Origin of the sequence: Bacillus sp. SRB3LM (assembly GCF_015712745.1) — a bacterium.
Lineage (GTDB): Bacteria > Bacillota > Bacilli > Bacillales > Bacillaceae_G > Bacillus_A > Bacillus_A thuringiensis_K.
The window spans coordinates 563,141-584,450 of the sequence record NZ_VWVQ01000103.1; the positions used below are offsets into that span (position 1 = coordinate 563,141).

A 21,310-nucleotide genomic window follows, 5' to 3' on the forward strand; every position below is an offset into this window, starting at 1 on the left:
ACGATCTTCCCCCCTTGTTTATATTACTTACATGATACAATACATAAACTGTACAGTCAAACGTGACGGTTTGTTATTCACAATTTATACCAAATTCCAAGCTCCACCCTACTATTATCCAATACAAATCACTCATACAATAAAATTACTAAACTATTACCTAATCACTACATTGTCTGTACCTTTTAACCTTTCTTATTTAAAAGCATATTCTACTAATAATGATTGCTTGTATAGGAGGGAATTAACATGAAAAAAACAATCATTTCTCATTTTTATAATGAAGAATACCTACTTCCATGGTGGCTTATGCATCACACGAAAATATTCGATCACGGCATTTTAATTAATAGAGGGTCTACAGATCGTTCCGTAGAGATTTGTAAACTATTAGCACCCCACTGGGAAGTACGAAATTCCAGATTTCTTGAGTTTGATCCAACTAATACTGATATTGAAGTGATGGAAATTGAAAGAGAAGTTTCAGGTTGGAAAATCGTTTTAAATACTACTGAATTCTTTTGTTGTAATAATACTGAAGATTTTTTTTCATCTCTTCATACACTAGGCCAAAACATGTATGCGATTAGAATGATTTTAATGATAGATAATCACAATTATAATTATTCAAAGCCTAGATATTCTATCCCCTTAGTAGAACAGCGATACCACGGTGTCTTCCCTTACAACCCACAACTCGGATGTGCTTGGAGATTTATTCACAATCATCTAGATGGTGCATATTTACCTGGTAGACATCATTCGCGGCACGGATATATAATTTATGACTATCCTTCATTTATTTTAAAATTTTATTTTAGCCCTTGGAATGAACAGTCAAAGGCAAGAAAATTACAAATTACACCTCCCCTTTCAAAAAGGGGTGTTCAAATGGGGCTTCAAACACATTACGGGCAATCTCCTGAAGTACTGGACATACGTTTTTTAGAGCTTAGTAACCTAACACAAGACCTCCGTCATAACCCTGAATACCAAGAATTATTCCCAAAATTCAAACCGTAATATTTTCTGCATCGTCATCGCCTCAAACATTTTCATTCGCTTAATCAAAAACAATCTCATTTGCATAAAACATGAATACTGTATAAATAATAAATTTTTATTTTAGGAGGAAAAAATGAAAGCTGTTATTCTTGCTGGTGGGTACGGTACAAGAATTGGGGAAGAAACACATTTAAAACCGAAACCTATGATTGAAATTGGAACAAAACCCATTCTATGGCACATTATGAGTTTGTATAGTCATTACGGGATTACTGAGTTTATTATTTGCTTAGGCTATAAAGGATATGCAATTAAAGAGTTCTTTCTAAATTACAACTTACACATGTCTGATTTCACAATACAGTTAAACGATAATACAATTACTAGCCATTCTCATCGTGTAGAACCGTGGAAAGTTACACTAATCGATACTGGTGTAAATACCGAAACGGGTGGCCGAGTGAAAAAGATTCAAAATTATGTCGGAGACGAACCTTTCTGCCTCACTTATGGTGATGGATTAAGTAATGTAAATATAAAAGAACTTATTACATTCCATAAAAAACATGGAAAAATGGCTACTGTTACTGCCGTACAACCTCCTGGTAGATTTGGTTCTCTCATATTAGATAAACAGTCTGTAACATCTTTTCAAGAAAAGCCATTAGGTGATGGCGGATGGGTTAACGGTGGATTTTTCGTTTTAAATCCTGAAGTTTTCAATTACATTAGTGGAGATAAGTCTGTTTTTGAAACAGACACTTTAGTTCAGTTAGTAAACAAAAACGAATTGGCCGCATATCAACATTCTGGTTTTTGGCATCCAATGGATACATTGCGGGATAAAAATAAATTAGTCGAGCTATGGGAAAGTAATAACGCTCCATGGAAGGTTTGGTAATATGGCTTCATCATCTTTTTGGAATAAGAAAAAAGTATTTATTACGGGACATACTGGATTTAAAGGCTCCTGGCTCACCCTTTTCTTAAGTTCTTTAGGGGCAGAAATAGTGGGCTTTTCTTCTCATCCCCCATCCATTCCTAATCTTTTTGAACAAGGTAACGTAGCAAAAGAGTGTATGACAATTCATGGCGATATTACTGATTACGACTCTTTATTCCACGCCCTAAAACAACATAATCCCGACATAATATTTCATTTAGCAGCTCAGCCAATCGTCACCACTTCATACAAAAATCCTATCGATACATTCAAAACGAATGTTTTAGGTACTGTCCACGTGCTAGAAGCAGCAAAGTCCGTCGAAAGCGTACGTGCCATTATTAATGTGACAAGCGATAAATGTTATGAGAATGACGGTAGTGGCGACCGAGCGTTCGTGGAAAATGACCGACTAGGAGGTTTCGACCCTTATAGCGCTAGCAAAGCTTGCGCTGAAATAGTGGCAACATCCTATCAAAAATCATTCTTCCGCACTAATACCCAGAAACTCGCCTCAGTCAGAGCTGGTAACGTCATCGGCGGTGGTGATTGGGCAGAAGATCGATTATTCCCTGATATCATTCGGGCATATTTGCACAATCATACTTTGTGTATTCGAAACAAATATGCCGTCCGTCCGTGGCAACATGTTTTAGATCCTCTACATGGCTATATCCTTCTAGCTGAGAAACTTTGGAATGATGCTAAATATGCAGAAGCATGGAATTTCGGACCGATTAATGAACCTAGCAGAACCGTAAATGATGTCATTCAATCCGTAACGAAATTATGGAATAAACGACTCACCATCCATTCTCCCTCTACGAAAACTCCTTATGAATCACCAATTTTAACACTCAACAGTACAAAAGCAGTAAACAAACTCGGCTGGACCCCTAAGTTATCAACAGATGATTCTATTGCTTGGACTGTTGATTGGTACAAAAAATATGCATCCGGTGAAAATATAGAATCTTTCACGCGACAACAAATCGATGCATTCAAAAATTTATAAGGGGACTATAAAATGGAACAGAAAAAATGCCGTTTTTGCCACTCATTACTAACCAACACTTTTTTAGATTTGGGCGTTTCTCCTCTTGCTAATTCATTTGTAGCTCCTGAAAATTCATATAAAATGGAACCATTTTATCCGCTGCACACATTTGTTTGTCACTCTTGTTTACTCGTGCAGCTAGATGAATTTGAATCTCCGCACAATATTTTTCATGACTACTTATACTTCAGCTCTTACTCCTCAAGCTGGCTGCTACACGCTAAACAATATGTAGAAATGGCGATTAAGCGTTTCAACTTAACGAAACATTCAAAAGTGATTGAAATCGCAAGTAACGATGGGTACTTATTACAATACTTTAAAAAAGAAAATATCGAGACATTGGGAATTGAACCCGCGAAAAACGTAGCAGAAATTGCTATCAAAAAAGGAATTCCTACTCATGTGAATTTTTTCAGTAATGACTTAGCAAAAAAATTGCCACAAGCTGATTTAATCGTCGCAAATAACGTATTAGCACACGTTCCGAACTTGCATGATTTTGTCGCTGGTTTAAAAACACTATTAAAACGTGATGGCACGATAACAATTGAATTCCCACACTTATTAAACCTCATATCCTTTAAACAGTTCGATACTATCTACCATGAGCACTTTTCCTACTTCTCACTTATAAGCCTTCAAAAAGTTTTAAGTTATCATCATTTACAAATTGTTGATGTAGAAGAACTTTCAACGCATGGTGGTTCCTTACGGATTTTTGTAAGCCATCTAAGTGCCCAATCAACTATCCATTCCAATGTTACAAAATTAATTCAAAAAGAAGTCGACCACGGGTTAGATACTTTAGATTGCTATCTCCTTTTTTCTAAACGCATCGAACAATTGAAAATAAATATTTTAAAGTTTTTTATTGAAGCGAAAGCTTTAAACAAACAAATTATCGGTTACGGTGCTCCAGCTAAAGGAAACACCCTTTTGAATTATTGCGGGATAGGTAAAGAATTTCTAGCTTATACAGTAGATAAAAATCCTCACAAACAAAATCTCCTTTTACCAGGAACTCGTATTCCAATAAAATCTCCAGCAGAAATTAAACGTACAAAACCAGATTACATTCTTATACTTCCTTGGAATTTGAAAGACGAAATTATGAAAGAATGCTCTTTCATTCGTGAATGGGGCGGTAAATTTTTAGTGACGGTTCCAGAAATTGAGGTGATCGAGCCATGAAGAAAGTTGTTGTAACAGGTGGTAGTGGCTGGATAGGTAAATATGTTGTACATTCACTTATACAAAAGGGATACGAAGTGCACGCCATGTATAATAAAAATAACCCCTCTCACCTCCCTTGCCATTGGCATAAAGTAAACTTGCTTCGCGATGACGAAGTAAAACAATTCATTTACGACGTTCAGCCTAGCCATCTCATTCACCTTGCTTGGGAAGCAGTGCCACCAGCATGCTATGTATCTATTAATAATTACTATTGGCTAAAGTCTAGTATTTCATTGATTCAACACTTTACAACATGCGGTGGAAAGCGTGTTGTCGTTGCAGGTACTGGCGCAGAGTACGAATGGTTTAACGGCGTATTATTTGAAGATTCACCGCTCCTTTCCTATAAAACCCCGTATTCTTTATGTAAAAATGCACTGCACTCCTGGCTAGAAACGTATGCACAACAAACAGGCCTCAGCATGTGTTGGGGCCGCATTTTTCATATGTATGGACCTCACGAACAAGGTAATCGGCTCGTTTCTAACATTATCACTTCCTTATTAAAAAACGAGGAAGCACTATGTACACATGGAAAACAATCGAGAGATTTCCTCCATGTGAGTGACGTCGCTGACGCTCTCGTAACAATATTAGAACACAGCGTTACAGGCACCATCAATATCGCTTCTGGTCAATCTGTACAAATTAAAGAGTTAGCTTCTATCATTGCTAAAAAGATAGGAAAAGAACATTTAATTAAACTAGGTGCAATCCCTTTCTCTAAAGATGAACCTTTATTTGTCGGGGTTAATGTAGAACGTTTAAAAACTGAAGTAAACTGGAAACCAACATACGATCTAAATACAGGAATTGAAGAAACAATTTTATGGTGGAAATCATTTATACAAAAACATAACGATATGCATCATTAAAACGTAAATCCTTCGTTCCTCTCGCTAATTCCTTATACCATCCTTCTAATCTTTCCGGCGTAACAATATGATGCGTCCCCATTCCCCCATGCTTACTAGCTTCAGAAAGAGTCGGACCAATTTGTAACTTTCTCTTTCTCATCGCATCGTTCCACGGACTAAACCCAAACCATAATATACAGGCAAGAGGTGGATAAATCATCGATTCATGCGCAGATAAATGTCTTCCAACCGTATAACTTCCATGCTCATGATTATGAATAAATCTACCTCTTCTCCATAACGGCCAATCTTCTGGTAAATAACCATGAAACCGCTGTTTCATTAAAGGTATTCCAAAGTTAAGGTCCGGATAGTTGTAGTTAGGATCATCAACCATAATAAGCCCGTCCAGCCAATACATCCTCCCCCCCAATTCATTTAGCGATTTCCAAAACTGATTTTTATCTTGCACGCAAAGAAACTCAGTCGTATTTAAAATCATTTTCCATCCTTGTGCTTCTTGTTCTATCCTCATCACTTCATGATCTGTCGCATATGCATCAAACTCTGGATTTACAGAATCTCGCACCTCCCAATGCGGTGCGAATTTTTTACAAATCTCAACCGAACGATCCTTAGAACCTTTATTAATTAAAATGCCATGATCAAACAGTTTCGTATGATGTATAAGCCACCACGGCAATAAATACTCTTCGTTATAAAAATGAGAAATAACAGTTGTAGTTATAACAATCTCCTCCTCTTTCTCTATTAATCTACTGTTTCATCCTACTCTTAATATACTTATCTGCTATGTCATTGGTTTCTCTTATTTTAAAAATATGTTTTTCTACCATATACTACACTTTCTTAGACAGCCACTATTTCCTAAAGAAACATCCCAATAAACTGAAAATTAAGTTATAATATCATTATAAAATATGAAGGAGGAATGCACCCATGTACTACAACACTTCATTCGAAAACGATCAACCTGTAGGCCGTCTATAAACTAAGGCGGGCTTGTAACACATACACTATGCCTCGTCTTAGGGAACTCATATTACCCTAAAAATAGACGGAGGTACTTCAAATGAAACAAACAATTTTAGGAGCTATATGCTTATCACTAGCAGCAAGTATATGGGGCGGTATGTATGTTGTTAGCAAATACGTACTCGATTTTATCCCACCACTAACACTCGTTTGGCTACGCTTTATTATCGCTTTTGTTGTTTTGTATGGCATTTTAAAACTAGCTGAGAAAAAGCAAAAGAAAAAAGTAACCATTCGCAAAAAAGATTGGCTCCTATTCGCTTGGATTGGATTTATCGGATATTTTATTTCAATCACATGTCAATTTATCGGAACAAAATTATCCGACGCTCATACAGGCTCATTAGTAACATCAGCTACACCTGCATTTATGGCTATATTTGCAGCGCTCATTTTGAAAGAAAAACTAACCGCTCGTAGACTTTTATCTACTATCATAGCGACAATCGGTGTCATTATCGTAATCGGGTGGGATATTGAAATTGGCTCCTATTTTATCGGAACAATCATTTTAGTTGGAGCCGCTATTACGTGGGCTTTACTATCTATTTATGTAAAAATCGCTTCAATCCAATTTTCATCCTTAGTTATTACAACGTATGCCATATTCTTTTCACTCTTTTTTATTACACCTTTTATGATAGGGGAACTACAAACATCCTCTATCGGAACAGTAAATACGTACGTCATATTAGGCGTATTATACTTAGGAATCGTCTCAACAGCAGGTGCCTTTTTCCTTTGGAATAAAGGATTAGACTTAATGGATGCAAGCATCGGTTCCTTATTTTTCTTCTTCCAACCTATCGTTGGATCATTACTTGGTTGGCTCTTATTAAATGAGACATTAAATAGTAACTTTTTCATTGGTGGTATGCTCATTATATGTAGCGTTTTCATTACTACTTTTGAAAAGAAATAACAAAACAGGCAGAGATTCTTAGTCTCTGCCTGTTCGCATAATTGGATCTTGGTCGTGAAAACCAATACAAATCGGTATATATCATAATACTTCGCTTCTATTTGCTCTACTGCTAACGAAAAGACATCCTCTTGCATCTCTTCTAAATACTGAAATATATCCACACTAAACACTCCTCACTCTTTACGCACTCCAATGCGATGGACGGGACAACAATTTCGGCAATTTCGTATGCTTATCCCCTTTCGCCGCATTAATTTGAACTTGCGTAAGAAAAATACAATTTGTAAAGTCTGCTCCGCGAATATCTGCATCTCGTAAATCTGCTCCAATGAGATCTGCCCCTCGTAAGTCTGCTCCATTTAAGTTTGCCGCAATTAAGTAAGCTCCTCTTAAATTTGCACCTTGTAAATTTTTCTTTTTCAGATTCGCTCCCATAAGGTCTGCTCCGCGGTGAATGATTCGTTTCTTACGCGCAGTATTCATTTCCTTCCATACTAATTCGCTCGTTTCTAAAAGAAGAATGTTCACCTCTGCCCTATGCATTGGAACATTTATTTTCATTAACTCACCTGGATTTAAATTCGAAAGTCGCTCTGTCTCCTCAATTGCGGTCTCCAGCTCTTTATGAATTGGCTGTGTTGCCTTTAAAAGAATCGCTTCATTCAAATACCAAAGCATTTCATGAAGTTGATGCATAACCGGAAAAGCATCGTACATTTTTCTTGCATGCTTTGCATCTTTCCTCCAATCAATCCCTTTAAACGTACCCTGAGAAATCTTCTGCCCAGCACCGAAACACTCAAATACTGTACAACCTTTATAACCTTTTCCTCTAAGATTTTTATGTATACTACATTTAAAATCTGATTGTAAGTTGGAACATGGTTTACCACCATCTTTATTCACTGCAAAATCTACCGATGCTGCGAACGGTAATGCAACGCAACATAGACCGAAGCATTTTTCGCAGTTTGCTTTTAAATGATCATTATGATTAGTCAAAATCTATACCCCCTGTTGTCTTTTGACTATTTCATAATATTCCAACTGTAATAAATAATCAATTTTAAAATAAACCGGCATCTTTCGTTTCAATTCATAACTTTATCATTCGATTTCCTTTCAATTGAAAAGGACTATTTCTATTCAATGAATTATAATTAAATTATAAATTTTCTAACTAAAAGGAGGCTTATTATGGCACTAGAAATGAAAACAAACTGTCAAATTTGTGATCAATCGCTCGAACAAGATTCTAAAGCATACATTTGTGTATATGAATGTACATTTTGCGCACCATGTACAGAAGAAAGACAAAACGTTTGTCCAAACTGCGGCGGCGAATTAGTACGTAGGCCGAAAAAGAAACAATAAAAAGCAAAGCGATATCGCTTTGCTTTTTATTGTTTTCTGAGTATATGAAATTATATCGAACACAACTTAAACATTTAAAAACTTCACACAAACAGGCTCTGGCACAGCAACATCAGATTGTAAAAGTGTTAACTTTCCTGTAGATTCATCTCTTGAAAATAGCACAAGATTATGTGACTTTTCATTTGTAGCAACAAGGAACTTTTCAGTAGGATCTAATACAAAGTCTCTTGGCCAATTTCCTTCTGTAGATGTGTGTTCAACAAATGTAAGCTGACCTGAATTTTGATCTACGCTATAAACAGCGATACTATTATGACCACGATTACCTGCATATACAAAACGGCCGTCAGAAGAAATATGAATCGCACTTCCTTGACTATTTTCATCAAATTGTTCTGGAAGAGTAGAAATATACTGTAATTCTGTAAAGGAGCCTTCTTCCGAGTTATATGTTAGCGCAATAACCTCTGAACTAAGCTCCGTCATTACATAAGCGTATTTTCCATTTGGATGAAAAGCAATGTGTCTTGGTCCACTTCCCGGATTCACAGACAGGCTATTCACTTCTATTAATGTACTATCTTTTATTTCATACGTAATTAATTTATCTATCCCTAAATCAACACCTATCACATATTTTTCATCAGGAGTGTACCCCGCGTAATGTGCATGTGGTTTTTCTTGTCTTTCTTTATTCGGACCTGAACCTTCATGTGCCATAATAGATGCAGCAGGATTTACAGTTCCATTTTCTTCATTTACTTCAAAAGACTCAATCGTTCCTTTATGGTAATTTGCTGTAACTACTGTATGATTTCCACTATCAACACTAATATGACAAGGAGAAGCCCCTTCTACTACTTGTCTATTTTTCGCTTTTAGTTCTCCAGTATGACTATCAATGGAATAAGCAGCTACACCGCCAGATTCGCCTTCCTTAACAACGGAATAGAGATATTCATTATTTCGGTTAATCGTTACATATGTAGGGTTATCCAACTTAGCGGCAAGTGTTACATTACCAATTTTTTTTGCTTCCGTGTCTAAAATAAACTTATATATTCCTTCACTATTTTCTTTCGTGTATGTTCCAACATATCCGATAAACTCTTTGTTATCCTTCATTTTCATAACCCTCTCTCCCTATATTTTTCATTCATCATACTTCTTAAAATATTTTATGTTGAAAGAGTATCCTAAAAAATCGGAGTACCTCTTTATACGTTACCATATTTTCTTGGTAAATAGCTTTTAAACCCACTTTTTTTGATACGCTGCTATACTTTCATATTCTTCTTCCAATTGACGGGACAAACGGATATAGATTGGCGTTAAATCTTTATATTTTTCCACACTTTCCATGTTTGGCTCATGATGAAAATCTGCACCTACCATTTCAGAAACTACATGTAACGTATCTACTTCACCTAAACTATATAAACCGAGGATGGCAGCTCCTAAGCAAGAGCTTTCGAAACTTTCAGGAACATATACGTCTTGATGGAAAATATCCGCCATCATCTGTCTCCAAAGTTCCGACCTTGCAAAACCGCCTGTCGCTTGAATTTTTTTCGGTTCGCCAATGAGTTCTTTTAAAGCGAGAAGAACTGTATATAAGTTATAAATTACTCCTTCTAAAACAGCACGTATCAGATGTTCTTTCTTATGATGCAATCCGAGTCCAAAGAAAGATCCTCGCGCATTTGCATTCCATAAAGGAGCTCTTTCCCCCGCTAAATACGGGTGAAATAATAAACCGTCAGATCCCGGATTCACTTTTGCTGCTATTTCAGTAAGCACCTCATATGGATCTTTTCCTAAGCGCTTCGCAAGTTCAATCTCTGAAGTGCCCAATTGGTCACGAGCCCACCTGAAAATCATACCGCCGTTATTAACTGGTCCACCGATTACCCAATGGTCTTCAGTTAATGCATAACAAAAAATTCTACCTTTTGGATCTGTTACAGGACGATTTGTTACAGCACGTATCGCACCGCTTGTACCAATTGTAACAGCCACAACGCCAGGATCTATTGCATTTACACCTAAATTAGATAGTACTCCATCACTCGCTCCTACTACAAAAGGCGTAGAAACAAGTACATTCATCTCTTTGGCAAACTCTTCATCTAATCCTGTTAAACTGTGCGTTGTTGGAACAAGCTTTGAAAGCTTTTCATCTGTAATTCCTGCTACATGTAAAGCCTCTTCATCCCACTTTAAAGATTTTAAATTGAACATTCCTGTCGCTGATGCTATAGAATAATCAACTACATACTCTTTATATAACTTGTAAAAAACATATTCTTTAATAGAAATGAATTTATAACTTTTTGCGAATAACTCTGCCTGCTCATTCTGTAGCCAAACTAATTTCGAAAGTGGTGACATCGGATGAATTGGTGTCCCAGTACGAAGGTAAATTTCATGACCATTCATATCATTCTTTATTTTCTCTGCCCAGTTTGCACTTCTATTATCTGCCCAAGTGATACATCTCGTTAACGGCTTTCCCTTTTCATCTACAGCAATGATACTATGCATTGCCGAACTAAAAGAGACACAAAGAATATCATTCGGCTGTACACTACTTATTCGTACAGTTTCTTTAATCGTATTTATTACTGCATGAAAGATTTCTTCTGGGTCTTGTTCTGCTGTTTCAGGTGTAGGAGAATATAAAGGATATTCAATTCCATGACTAGCAATAACAGATCCATCAGTAGAAAATAAAACTGATTTTGTACTAGTTGTCCCAATATCTACACCAATCATATATTTTGAGCTCACCATCTCTTCCTCCTAACAAAAAATTGCTACAGTATCCCACCATAAAAATACATTCCTTTTATCTATTGATAACGTTGTATGCCACAATTATCTAAATAGAAACATCTTTATCTTAAACAAACATATCGAGTAGTAAAACGCCTCCAAAAGCGATAAATGAAAGTAACGTTTCTAATACTGTCCATGTTTTAAATGTTTCTTTCACTGTTAAGCCTAGGTATTCTTTTACCATCCAGAACCCAGCATCGTTTACGTGAGAAAACATTAACGCTCCTGCACCTGTTGCAATAACGAGTAACTCTAAGTTCACACCTGTCGTATTTTCAACGATTGGCGAAACGATACCCGCTGCTGTTGTTAAAGCGACTGTCGCTGAACCTGTCGCAATTCGAATTAACCCAGCTACTATAAATGCTAATACAATTGGAGATAGAGCTAAATGCTCAGACATTTGAGCAATAGCATTCCCTACCCCACTATCGATGAGAATTTGCTTAAATCCCCCGCCGGCACCAATAATCGCAACAATTGAACCGATTGGTAATAAGCTATCTTCTGTTATCTTCTTAATAGCTTTTTTATCGATACCTTGACGAAATCCAAGAAAATAGAACGCCGCAAAACATGCAATCAATAGTGCAATTATAGGACTACCGATTAATGTGACAATCTTCATCAAAGTATTAGAAAGAGGCACATAAGGAGCTGCTGCAGCTAAAACCATTAACATAACAGGTAACAATATAACTAAAAATGAAACTCCTATTCCTGGTAATTTCGTTGATTTTGTATTTACACGAATCAATTCTGGCTCATTTTCAGGAATTACACGTTTGTGAATCCACTTAGCGAATATAGGACCTGCAATAATCGCTGCAAAAAATGTAATAATGAGTGAATACATTAGTACCTTTCCAAGATTCGCTTTATAAATACCAATTGCAACTATGGCCCCTGGATGCGGAGGAACAAGACCGTGTACGACAGATAGCCCAGCAATTGCTGGTAATGCTATCAATAAAATATTTTGTTTCGTTGTTTTATGAATTGAAATTACTAACGGCAGTAATATTAAAATGCCTACTTCAAAAAACACCGGGATTCCAATAATAAAACCTGCAATTAACATAGCCCATGGTAAGTTTTTTATCCCAAAGGATTTAATAAAGAACTCTGCCACTTGCATTCCAGCACCTGACTCTGCCATCATTTTCCCTAAAATTGTACCCAATACTAAAATACCTACTAAATGCCCGAGAACACTTCCGACTCCCATTTCATAAGCACTCACTATTTTATCCATTGGCATTCCAGACATAATTGCTAAAAACAAACTTGCAATCGTTAAACTAATAAACGCATGCCATCTCCACCACGATACCCCTAAAATAACAATTACAATTGATAATAATGTAATAATTAAAAGGTACATATTCATACGCAATTTCACCCCTTTATGTAAACCCTTTCAAAATTACTATACAATTAAGAGCACCTATATAGTTCTTTCATGAGTAAGAATTTATATATCGATATACAAATCATCTTCACAAAATAATAATTTATACAAAAAGAATCTCCCTTATCAGAGATACATGTTAACTACTCTCTCTGATAAGGGGATTTCTCTTTCATAATTATAATGTTATTTTATACATGCTTCATACGAGCATATTTTCCTTCTTCAAAAGTGAATGACACTTTCTTCTCTTGCTGTTTTCACGTAGTAAGACTACAAACTCAGGATCCAGTTTAAACGATGAAGTTACTTAAGATTTGTCCTCTCATGAAAAACAATTTTCGGAAAGCACCTTCGCTTTCATACATTATAATTTAGGCGCTTTCGCCCAATCAGCAGCAAATTTCTCAATACCTTGGTCTGTTAATGGGTGCATAGCAAGTTGTTCAATTACTTTATAAGGAATTGTTGCAATGTGAGCACCTGCCATCGCTACACGAGTTACGTGATCTGGATGTCTAACAGAAGCCGCAATAATTTGTGTATCTAGTTGATGAACATCGAATAATTCAGCAATTTTAGCAACTAATAATACGCCATCTTCAGAAATATCATCTAAACGTCCTAAAAATGGAGAAACATACGTTGCACCTGCTCGAGCTGCTAAAAGTGCTTGGTTCACGGTGAAAATAAGTGTAACGTTCGTTTTCACACCTTTTTCAGTAAGATAGCGACAAGCTTCTAATCCTGCTAGCGTCATCGGAAGTTTTATTGTAACTTTTTCATCGCCGCCGTTAATCTTAATCAGTTCCTCTGCTTGAGCGATCATCTCTTCAGCTGTAACAGCATCTGGCGTTACTTCTGCCGAAACAGATTCAACTTTCGGCACTGCCTGACAAATTTCTGCAATACGGTCTTCAAACTTAATGCCCTCTTTTGCTACTAAAGAAGGATTCGTTGTAACACCAGCTAAAACTCCAAGTTTATATGCTTTTTTTATATCCTCAAGATTTGCAGTATCAATAAAAAATTTCATGATTAATTCCCTCCAGTTTTTAAACGTTGATGAGTTACATGTTTAATATGCTTATCTCGTAAAAGCCCGATTTGTGTGGAATGAAGCCCCTACTTATTAAAGTTTCACTTTATTTCTTTTCTACTGCATGTCCACCAAATTCATTGCGCAGAGCTGCTACAACTTTTCCTGTAAATGTATCATTGTCTAATGAGCGGTAGCGCATTAATAGAGACATTGCGATAACAGGAGTTGCTGTTTGAAGGTCTAATGCTGTTTCTACTGTCCATTTTCCTTCACCAGAAGAATGCATAACACCCTTAATCTCATCCAGTTTTGCATCTTTAGAAAATGCATTTTCTGTTAATTCCATTAACCAAGAACGAATCACTGAACCGTTGTTCCATACTCTTGATACTTTTTCATAATCGTAGTCAAATTCACTTTTCTCTAGAATCTCAAATCCTTCACCAATAGCAGCCATCATACCGTATTCAATTCCGTTATGAACCATTTTTAAGAAGTGACCACTACCAGCTTTTCCAGCATATAAGAATCCATTTTCTACAGCAGTATCGCGGAAGATAGGTTCAACGATGTCCCAAGCTTCTTGATCTCCTCCGATCATGTAACAAGCACCATTACGAGCGCCTTCCATTCCGCCAGAAGTTCCTGCATCCATAAAGTGAATGCCATCTTTCTTTAATTGCTCATATCGGCGGATAGACTCTTTATAATGTGAATTACCAGCTTCAATTAAAATATCTCCTTTTGATAAAAGTGGTGTAACCTCATCAATAACAGAATCAACAACAGCGTGTGGTACCATTACCCAAAGAATTCTTGGTGATTGTAATGACTGAACAAGTTCACTTAAACTAGATGTACCTGTTGCCCCGTACTCTTTCATTTCTTCTACTGCGCTCGTATTTAAATCAAATGCTACTACTTCATGTTTATGATCCATTAAATTTTTCCCTAAATTTAATCCCATTTTACCTAACCCAATTAATCCTACTTGCATAATATAATTCCTCCTCAAATCATCTTTTATTAAAAATCCATATCACTACAATCTGGAATACCTTTCAGCACTGAAATTTTAATATGTACAGAAAGGTATTCACAGTCATAGCTTAAGAATTCAACACATTTTTTGTAATTTGAACAACATTTTCTGTCGTAAATCCAAATAGATTCATGACTTCAGCTCCAGTACCTGAAGCTCCAAATGTTTCAATTGATAGTACTTTTCCTTCTTGTCCTACATAACGTTCCCAACCGAGAGATACACCCATTTCAAGAGATACTCGTTTCGTTATAGAAGACGGAAGAACGGATTCTTTATATTCGTTCGATTGGTGATCGAATAGCTCCCAGCTCGGTATTGCAACGATGCGAACAGAAACTTGATCTTCTTCTAATTTTGCTTTCGCACTAGCAGCTAAGGATACTTCAGAACCTGTCGCAATTAAAATTACATCCGGATTTTCATTCGTTTGTGTTAATACGTAAGCTCCTTTAGAGAGATTCTCTATGTTCGCTTTCGTTTCATTAAACACCGGTAAATTTTGACGGCTCAGTACTAAAACGACTGGACCATCCGTTTGCTGTAAAGCATACGCCCAAGCACTTGCTGTTTCATTTGCATCTGACGGACGGATAACTGTTAGACCAGGAATTGCTCGAAGAGCTGCCAATTGTTCAATTGGTTCATGCGTTGGACCATCTTCTCCTACAGCAATCGAATCATGTGTAAATACGTAAGTAACAGGTAACTTTTGCAGTGCAGCCAGTCGAATCGATGGACGAAGATAATCATTAAATACAAAGAATGTACTTACGAAAGGTTTTACTCCTCCATGAAGCGCCAATCCATTCGCTGCAGCGCCCATTGCATGTTCACGTACACCGAAATATATATTTCGTCCAGCATACGATTCTACTGCATATACTGCTTCACCTTTTATATCTGTCATCGTAGAATGAGAAAGATCCGCACTTCCACCGAAAATAGAAGGAATCGATTTCACATAATGATTAATAGCTTCCCCACTTGCAACACGAGTAGAAATTGTTTTTTCAGTATCAAAGGATAGAATGTCTTTCGCTTCAATTAAAACCTCACCTGTAATCGCTTTTTCTAATTCATCTGCCAGTGTAGGATTCGCTTCTCTGTATAAGTTGAACTGCTCATTCCAGTCATTGTCTTTTTCAATACCTTTTTGTTTTAGTGCATTAAAATGAGCCTTTACTTCTTCAGGTACAAAGAAATCTTCCTTATAACCCCAACCATACACTTGTTTTGTCGCTGTTGCCTCTTCTACTCCAAGCGGATTACCATGTGCTTTGTTCGTTCCAGCAACTTTTGGACTTCCATAACCTATAATGGTTCTAATTTCTATAAGAGTAGGTTGATCCGTATTTTCTTTCGCTAATGTAATAGCTTTTGTAATAGCATCGACATCGTTTCCATCTTCAACTCTTACATATTGCCAATGTACAGATTCTACCCTTTTCTGAATATCTTCAGAGAAAGCAATGCCTAATTCACCATCAAGTGAAATTTCATTTGAATCATACAGTACAATTAACTTGCCAAGTTTCATATGTCCTGCCATTGACATCGCTTCATAAGCGACACCCTCCATTAAGTCACCATCTCCGACTAAAGCATACGTATTGTGATCTATAATAGAGTGACCACCCTTATTAAACTTTGCTGCTAAATGAGCTTCTGCCATTGCCATTCCGACAGCATTAGCAATCCCTTGTCCTAACGGGCCTGTAGTCGCTTCAACTCCAGGAGTATGACCAAACTCAGGATGTCCTGGTGTTTTACTATTTAACTTTCTGAAGTTTTTCAAGTCATCAATTGAAACATCATATCCAGCTAAATGAAGTAGACTATATAACAGACTAGATCCATGTCCCGCCGATAAAACGAAACGATCACGGTTAAACCATTCTGGGTGATTAGGATTGTAATTTAAATGATTCGCCCATAATGCATAAGCCATTGGTGCTGCTCCCATCGGAAGACCTGGATGACCTGAGTTTGCCGCATTAATAGCATCAATCGATAACGTACGAAGTGTATTCACTGCTAATTGATTTATGTTTTGTGTCATAGTAATCGTCCCCCTAAATGCTTTCATTAAAGAAAGTGCTTATTTTTCCGTCTCTTGATCTAACCACCATTTAAATCCACTTTCTTGCAACAGTTCATTAGACGCTTCTGGACCATATGAACCAGACTCATATTCATAAAGCGGTAATAAGTTTTCCTCGAACGCTTCAAGAATTGGTTGTACCCATTCCCATGACAATTCAACTTCTCTCCAATGTGCAAAGAATGTAGCGTCTCCACTCACAGCATCATGAATGAGTCTTTCATACGCTTCAGGTACTCCCACATCCGCTTGCTCACAAGTAAAGTTAATACGCATCGGTTCAATTTCTCCATTTTTCAATGGATTTTTACTGTTTAACTGTAATGAAACGTTCTCACCTGGACTAATTTCAATTATTAACAAGTTAGGTGCTGCATTTGGATTACTATCTTGATATTGCTGTTTTAACGTATTTTTAAATTCAATTACAATACGAGTAGACTTTTCTTTCATTCGTTTGCCTGTTCGTATATAGAAGGGAACGCCAGTCCAAAATGGATTATCGATCCACAGGCGAGCAGCAACAAATGTGTCTATGTTAGAAGAAGGATTTACTCCTGGCTCCTCTTTGTATGCTACAACTTGCCCGCCTTTTATCTCACCTGCAGCGTATTGTCCGCGAATGATATGGCTTTGAACGTCTTCTTTTTTCACTTTACGAAGCGTTTCCATTACCTTTCGCTTTTCCTCTCGAATTTCACATGCATTAACCTTTTCCGGCAGATTCATAGCAGTCATCATTAATATTTGTAACATATGATTTTGAACCATATCTCGAATGGCCCCTGCCTGGTCATAATATCCTGCCCTTTCTTCAACCCCAACTGTTTCACTCGCTGTGATTTGTACATTCGCTATATGTTCTTTATTCCAAATTGATTGGAGAACAGGATTTGCAAATTCTAATGCTTCAAGATTTTGAATCATCGGTTTACCTAAATAATGATCGATACGGTATATCTCGTCTTCTTCAAACGTGCGACTAAGCTTATCGTTAAGCTCACGAGCAGATGTAAGGTCGTGCCCGAATGGTTTCTCAATCATCAGACGTTTCCATCCATCCGTTTTATCAAGTCCGCTTTCCTTAATATTTAAAGCAATGGTCTCGAAAAATTCAGGAGCAACGGAAAGATAAAACATTCTATTTCCTTTTATATGTAATTCTTCTTCCCTTTCACGAACGACTTGTAATAACCTCTCATAGTCTTCCGGCTTACTCACATCTAATGGACAATAGCGAAAATTATCTAAAAAACCTTCCAGTTCTGGAGTACCTTCTTCTCTATGACGGGAAAACGTCTCTATTGATTCTTTTATTCTTTCTTGAAAATCTACATGAGATACTTGACGTCTCCCAAGCCCGATAACGGATATTTGCTTTGGAAGCTTTTGATCTCTATATAAGTTATATAGTGCGGGGTAAATTTTGCGTTTCGCTAAGTCCCCTGTCGCTCCAAATAAAACAAAGGTCATTGATTCCAATTTCAGTCCCCCTCTTGTTGTATAATCCTTGTCAATATTTTAAAAATGAATTGTACAGAAGCTCATGTTTTATAAAAACAAAGAGTTATCAAATTCCAATTCTTTTTATACCTTTCGCTTTTTAATTGTCCCCAATATTAATAGTGGCAATTCAAAGCATTTCTACCACAACTTACTTATTTATAGAATTTAACGGAATATTTTATATCTAATTACTTTTAGTAATTAGATAATCTTATGTCTAATATATTAACCACATAAATTATTATCGTCAATGAAAATGTCTTGAATTACATACGATTTATTTCGTAATACTTTTCTAAGTGTATTCCTAGTTACCATTCATTTTCAAAGATAATGATCGTTATAATAAATATCAGTTTCATCAAAATCTTCAATTAATTTCGCGTTAAACTCACGAGCAGACGTTACATTATAATCAAAAGGCTTCTCTATAATAAGACGATTTAATCCTTTTGTAGCCCACAATCCACTTTCCTTAATATTTAAAGCAATGACATCAAATACTTCTGGTATAACAGATAGGTAAAACATACGGTTTTCAGGAATATTTAATTCTTTTTCACGCCTCTTTACAAGACTCAACAAATCTTGATAGTCCTCTACATTCGCTGTATTTAATTGACAATAACGAAATGTGCTAATAAATCCTTCTACTCCTGATTCGTCATCAGTAGATCTTCTAGAAAATGTAGCAATGGATTGTTCTACCTTTGTTTGAAATTCCACATCTGACATTCCCCCTCTACCAATACCGATAATTGAAATAGATTGCGGTATATGTTGATTACTAATTAGTTTGTATAAAGCATGGTAAATTTTGCGTTTCGCTAAATCCTCTGTCGCTCCGAATAAAGTGAAACTTTAATTAGCCCTTACCAATCTGGCTTTTACAAGCAGCCCAACTCCCACCTAACTTCTTTGCTTTCGCTGAATTTTGAGGCGGGGGTCTTACTGCCCGGCAAATAGCGGCATAACATTCAAAAAAACCTTGCAGAAAAATTCTACAAGGTTTTTGTCTATACATACAAATTAATCACTATATTAAAATAAAAGAGTTTATAATTCATCACAATACTATTAAATATAAGCTGCTTTAAAGGCTTGTTGGACAGCTTGTACTTCTAATGAATCTTTACCATATAAGTTCGTTGCTACACGAATACAAGCTTCTTTTAATTCTTTAAAGTCAGAAGTCATATTTAATTCATCCGTATTTGCATAATAGAAAATATCAAACATTTTATCTTCTCCAATGCCATGTACGTTTACTCCATTATGGTTTCCACCACTAGCAATCAAGTAAGCTACTTTATTAATAATGCTAGAGTTCGTGTGTACACCACCATGATCGTGGTCAGCATCAATAGGTAAGTTATTATAATGTCTATAGTCCTCCGGATATCTAGAAGAGATAGATGATGGGTTTTTCATATCTCTAAAAATACGACCTGATTGTTCTCCCATTGTCCAATTGAACTTTCCGTTATTGGCATACTTTTCAACTGCTACTCCTAAAATATCAGATAGAGCCTCATTAATTGCACCAGCTTCTCCTGCGTACTCAAGTCCAGACTCATTTCTTGTAACCGCGTGTGTAAATTCATGTCCTGCCACATCAAATGCTCTAACAATTGGATCTCCGTATACTAGCATAGCTCCATTACTAAATGCATTAAACCACTGCTTAGGATTTCCTTTATTCGTACCATTTGTATTCCAGCCATGAACGACAGAAATTACTTTTTGTCCGTTATTATCAAAGCTGTTACGCCCATATTTTTCTTGATAAAAATCATATACTTTCGTTGCTAAATAATGGGCACTAACTGCTTTAGGATCAGTAAAATTTGTAGAATTACTTGTTACTAAATCATCGAGATAACCCCATACATTTCTTCTATAATTATTATAATCTTTATAATTAGCAGTGTATGTTTCAATTCCCTTACCACGAGAATAATCTGCAAGCATGTACGTTCCATCACTTCGCTGCGTAATTCCAAACGTACGATTAATACCTAAGTCATCTTTTCCTGTACCTGTTAATTTTGAAGGATCTTGTGATTTATTTGCTGTCGCAGATTGGACAATACTACCATCTACTTGTATACCCAATTTTTGAACGAGTTCTTTTAATAGATTACCACCAAAAGCATCAATTAATACTGTACCCGATACATATTCAGGTGTAGATGCACTAAAAGTAATTTGATATGCGTTTGTAGCTTTACTTGTATTTTCATCTACATATACTACTTGTTTAATTTCTGGTTCTTCAACAAATGTGAGATTATTCCCATAAATGTTAAAGAGCTGTTTCTTTGCATCTTCTTCTGATAGAGTAATAGGTTGTTTCAAATCTTCCTGTTGTTGTAGATTTTGGGCGCTATCCCCCGAAACACTCGTAAGTACACCATCATCATTAATATGTGCTGTTAATTGATATCCGTATACATCACGTCCTTCATATGTTTGTTGAAGACGTACCAATGTAGTACCATCATAAGATTTACGACTTTGCGTAACATTATAATTAACTTTGGATTCAGTATTAACTTGCTTTGATGATAATGCTTGTTCTGTTTTTCCTTTTAGCGCATCCTTTGCTACATTTTCTGCCGAATTTTGAGAAGGTGCTGTTAAATTACCTGTTCGGAACGTATCTTCCTTTGTTTCCACTTTTAAATCTTCTGTTTCCGCATGTACTCCTCCATAAGGCATAATCGCCGATAACACCACTCCTGTAGTTAAACCTACCTTTACGAAATTATTCATATTTTTACTCCTTTATAATCGTATTATCAAATTTTAAAAATGTATTTTAGAATTTTAAGCATAGATAAAAAATTTTAACTATAGCCAATCGTTTTTACATACCTCTACATATATAGGTTAATAGATTGGTTTG

At 36.3% G+C, this 21,310-nt stretch carries 17 protein-coding genes and 1 pseudogene; 7 read left to right on the plus strand and 11 right to left on the minus strand.

Features of this window, described 5'->3' with window-relative positions; genetic code table 11:
- Positions 1–249: 249 nt before the first annotated feature.
- The 5 genes from F3I02_RS30005 (at position 250) to F3I02_RS30025 (ending at position 5,119) form a co-directional block, all read left to right on the plus strand.
- Positions 250–1,023: a glycosyltransferase family 2 protein gene (locus tag F3I02_RS30005; protein ID WP_196478691.1), complete on the plus strand. Its 774-nt coding sequence runs from the start codon at positions 250–252 to the stop codon at positions 1,021–1,023.
- 115 nt (positions 1,024–1,138) lie between these two features.
- Entirely contained in the window at positions 1,139–1,906 is a 768-nt protein-coding gene (gene rfbF / locus F3I02_RS30010) for a glucose-1-phosphate cytidylyltransferase (RefSeq protein WP_000648807.1), read from the plus strand.
- Position 1,907: 1 nt separating this feature from the next.
- On the plus strand, positions 1,908–2,963 hold the full coding sequence (gene rfbG / locus F3I02_RS30015; protein WP_000168648.1) for a CDP-glucose 4,6-dehydratase: 1,056 nt from the start codon (positions 1,908–1,910) through the stop codon (positions 2,961–2,963).
- Between the two features lie 12 nt (positions 2,964–2,975).
- Positions 2,976–4,199: a class I SAM-dependent methyltransferase gene (locus tag F3I02_RS30020; RefSeq protein ID WP_163050843.1), complete on the plus strand. Its 1,224-nt coding sequence runs from the start codon at positions 2,976–2,978 to the stop codon at positions 4,197–4,199.
- Complete coding sequence (locus tag F3I02_RS30025) at positions 4,196–5,119, plus strand: NAD-dependent epimerase/dehydratase family protein (RefSeq protein ID WP_000758366.1); 924 nt, start codon at positions 4,196–4,198, stop codon at positions 5,117–5,119. Before F3I02_RS30020 ends, F3I02_RS30025 begins: the two co-directional genes overlap by 4 nt.
- Here F3I02_RS30025 and F3I02_RS30030 read toward each other — a convergent pair.
- Positions 5,088–5,873, minus strand: a complete 786-nt coding sequence (locus F3I02_RS30030; protein ID WP_196478794.1) for a glycosyltransferase family 2 protein — start codon at positions 5,871–5,873, stop codon at positions 5,088–5,090. The two genes, F3I02_RS30025 and F3I02_RS30030, sit on opposite strands and share 32 nt — an antisense overlap.
- 321 nt (positions 5,874–6,194) lie before the next feature.
- On the opposite strand from F3I02_RS30030, the gene F3I02_RS30035 reads away from it, so the two are divergent.
- Complete coding sequence (locus tag F3I02_RS30035; protein WP_000814728.1) at positions 6,195–7,079, plus strand: DMT family transporter; 885 nt, start codon at positions 6,195–6,197, stop codon at positions 7,077–7,079.
- A gap of 183 nt (positions 7,080–7,262) precedes the next feature.
- On the opposite strand, the gene F3I02_RS30040 is transcribed toward F3I02_RS30035, so the two are convergent.
- Complete coding sequence (locus tag F3I02_RS30040) at positions 7,263–8,084, minus strand: pentapeptide repeat-containing protein (RefSeq protein WP_196478692.1); 822 nt, start codon at positions 8,082–8,084, stop codon at positions 7,263–7,265.
- A 195-nt stretch (positions 8,085–8,279) separates the two neighbouring features.
- Here F3I02_RS30040 and F3I02_RS30045 point away from each other — a divergent pair, with 195 nt between their 5' ends.
- Entirely contained in the window at positions 8,280–8,456 is a 177-nt protein-coding gene (locus F3I02_RS30045; RefSeq protein ID WP_074593356.1) for a DUF1272 domain-containing protein, read from the plus strand.
- A 66-nt stretch (positions 8,457–8,522) separates the two neighbouring features.
- Here the strand turns inward: F3I02_RS30045 and F3I02_RS30050 are convergent, their stop codons facing one another.
- The 9 genes and pseudogenes from F3I02_RS30050 to F3I02_RS30090 all read right to left on the minus strand — a co-directional run bounded on the left by F3I02_RS30050 (position 8,523) and on the right by F3I02_RS30090 (position 21,177).
- Positions 8,523–9,590 (minus strand): lactonase family protein, encoded by a 1,068-nt coding sequence (locus F3I02_RS30050; RefSeq protein ID WP_000782215.1) that lies wholly within the window; start codon positions 9,588–9,590, stop codon positions 8,523–8,525.
- A 120-nt stretch (positions 9,591–9,710) separates the two neighbouring features.
- A complete protein-coding gene (gntK, locus tag F3I02_RS30055; RefSeq protein ID WP_196478693.1) occupies positions 9,711–11,252 on the minus strand; it encodes a gluconokinase in 1,542 nt (513 codons plus the stop codon).
- 109 nt (positions 11,253–11,361) lie between these two features.
- Positions 11,362–12,687 carry a gluconate permease GntP gene (gene gntP, locus F3I02_RS30060; protein ID WP_001057596.1) on the minus strand — a complete coding sequence of 442 codons (1,326 nt, stop codon included), beginning with the start codon at positions 12,685–12,687 and terminating at the stop codon, positions 11,362–11,364.
- A 388-nt stretch (positions 12,688–13,075) separates the two neighbouring features.
- On the minus strand, positions 13,076–13,744 hold the full coding sequence (gene fsa, locus F3I02_RS30065) for a fructose-6-phosphate aldolase (RefSeq protein ID WP_000667676.1): 669 nt from the start codon (positions 13,742–13,744) through the stop codon (positions 13,076–13,078).
- A gap of 109 nt (positions 13,745–13,853) precedes the next feature.
- Positions 13,854–14,747 carry a phosphogluconate dehydrogenase (NAD(+)-dependent, decarboxylating) gene (gnd, locus tag F3I02_RS30070; RefSeq protein ID WP_001195925.1) on the minus strand — a complete coding sequence of 298 codons (894 nt, stop codon included), beginning with the start codon at positions 14,745–14,747 and terminating at the stop codon, positions 13,854–13,856.
- Between the two features lie 112 nt (positions 14,748–14,859).
- On the minus strand, positions 14,860–16,854 hold the full coding sequence (tkt, locus tag F3I02_RS30075; protein WP_196478694.1) for a transketolase: 1,995 nt from the start codon (positions 16,852–16,854) through the stop codon (positions 14,860–14,862).
- 39 nt (positions 16,855–16,893) lie between these two features.
- On the minus strand, positions 16,894–18,378 hold the full coding sequence (gene zwf / locus F3I02_RS30080; RefSeq protein ID WP_000445364.1) for a glucose-6-phosphate dehydrogenase: 1,485 nt from the start codon (positions 18,376–18,378) through the stop codon (positions 16,894–16,896).
- A 348-nt stretch (positions 18,379–18,726) separates the two neighbouring features.
- Positions 18,727–19,242, minus strand: a pseudogene (locus F3I02_RS30085) (glucose-6-phosphate dehydrogenase); the annotation flags it as partial.
- A gap of 237 nt (positions 19,243–19,479) precedes the next feature.
- The gene (locus F3I02_RS30090; protein WP_196478695.1) at positions 19,480–21,177 is read right to left on the minus strand and encodes a M4 family metallopeptidase; all 1,698 of its coding nucleotides are present in this window, start codon (positions 21,175–21,177) and stop codon (positions 19,480–19,482) included.
- Between the last annotated feature and the right edge of the window lie 133 nt (positions 21,178–21,310).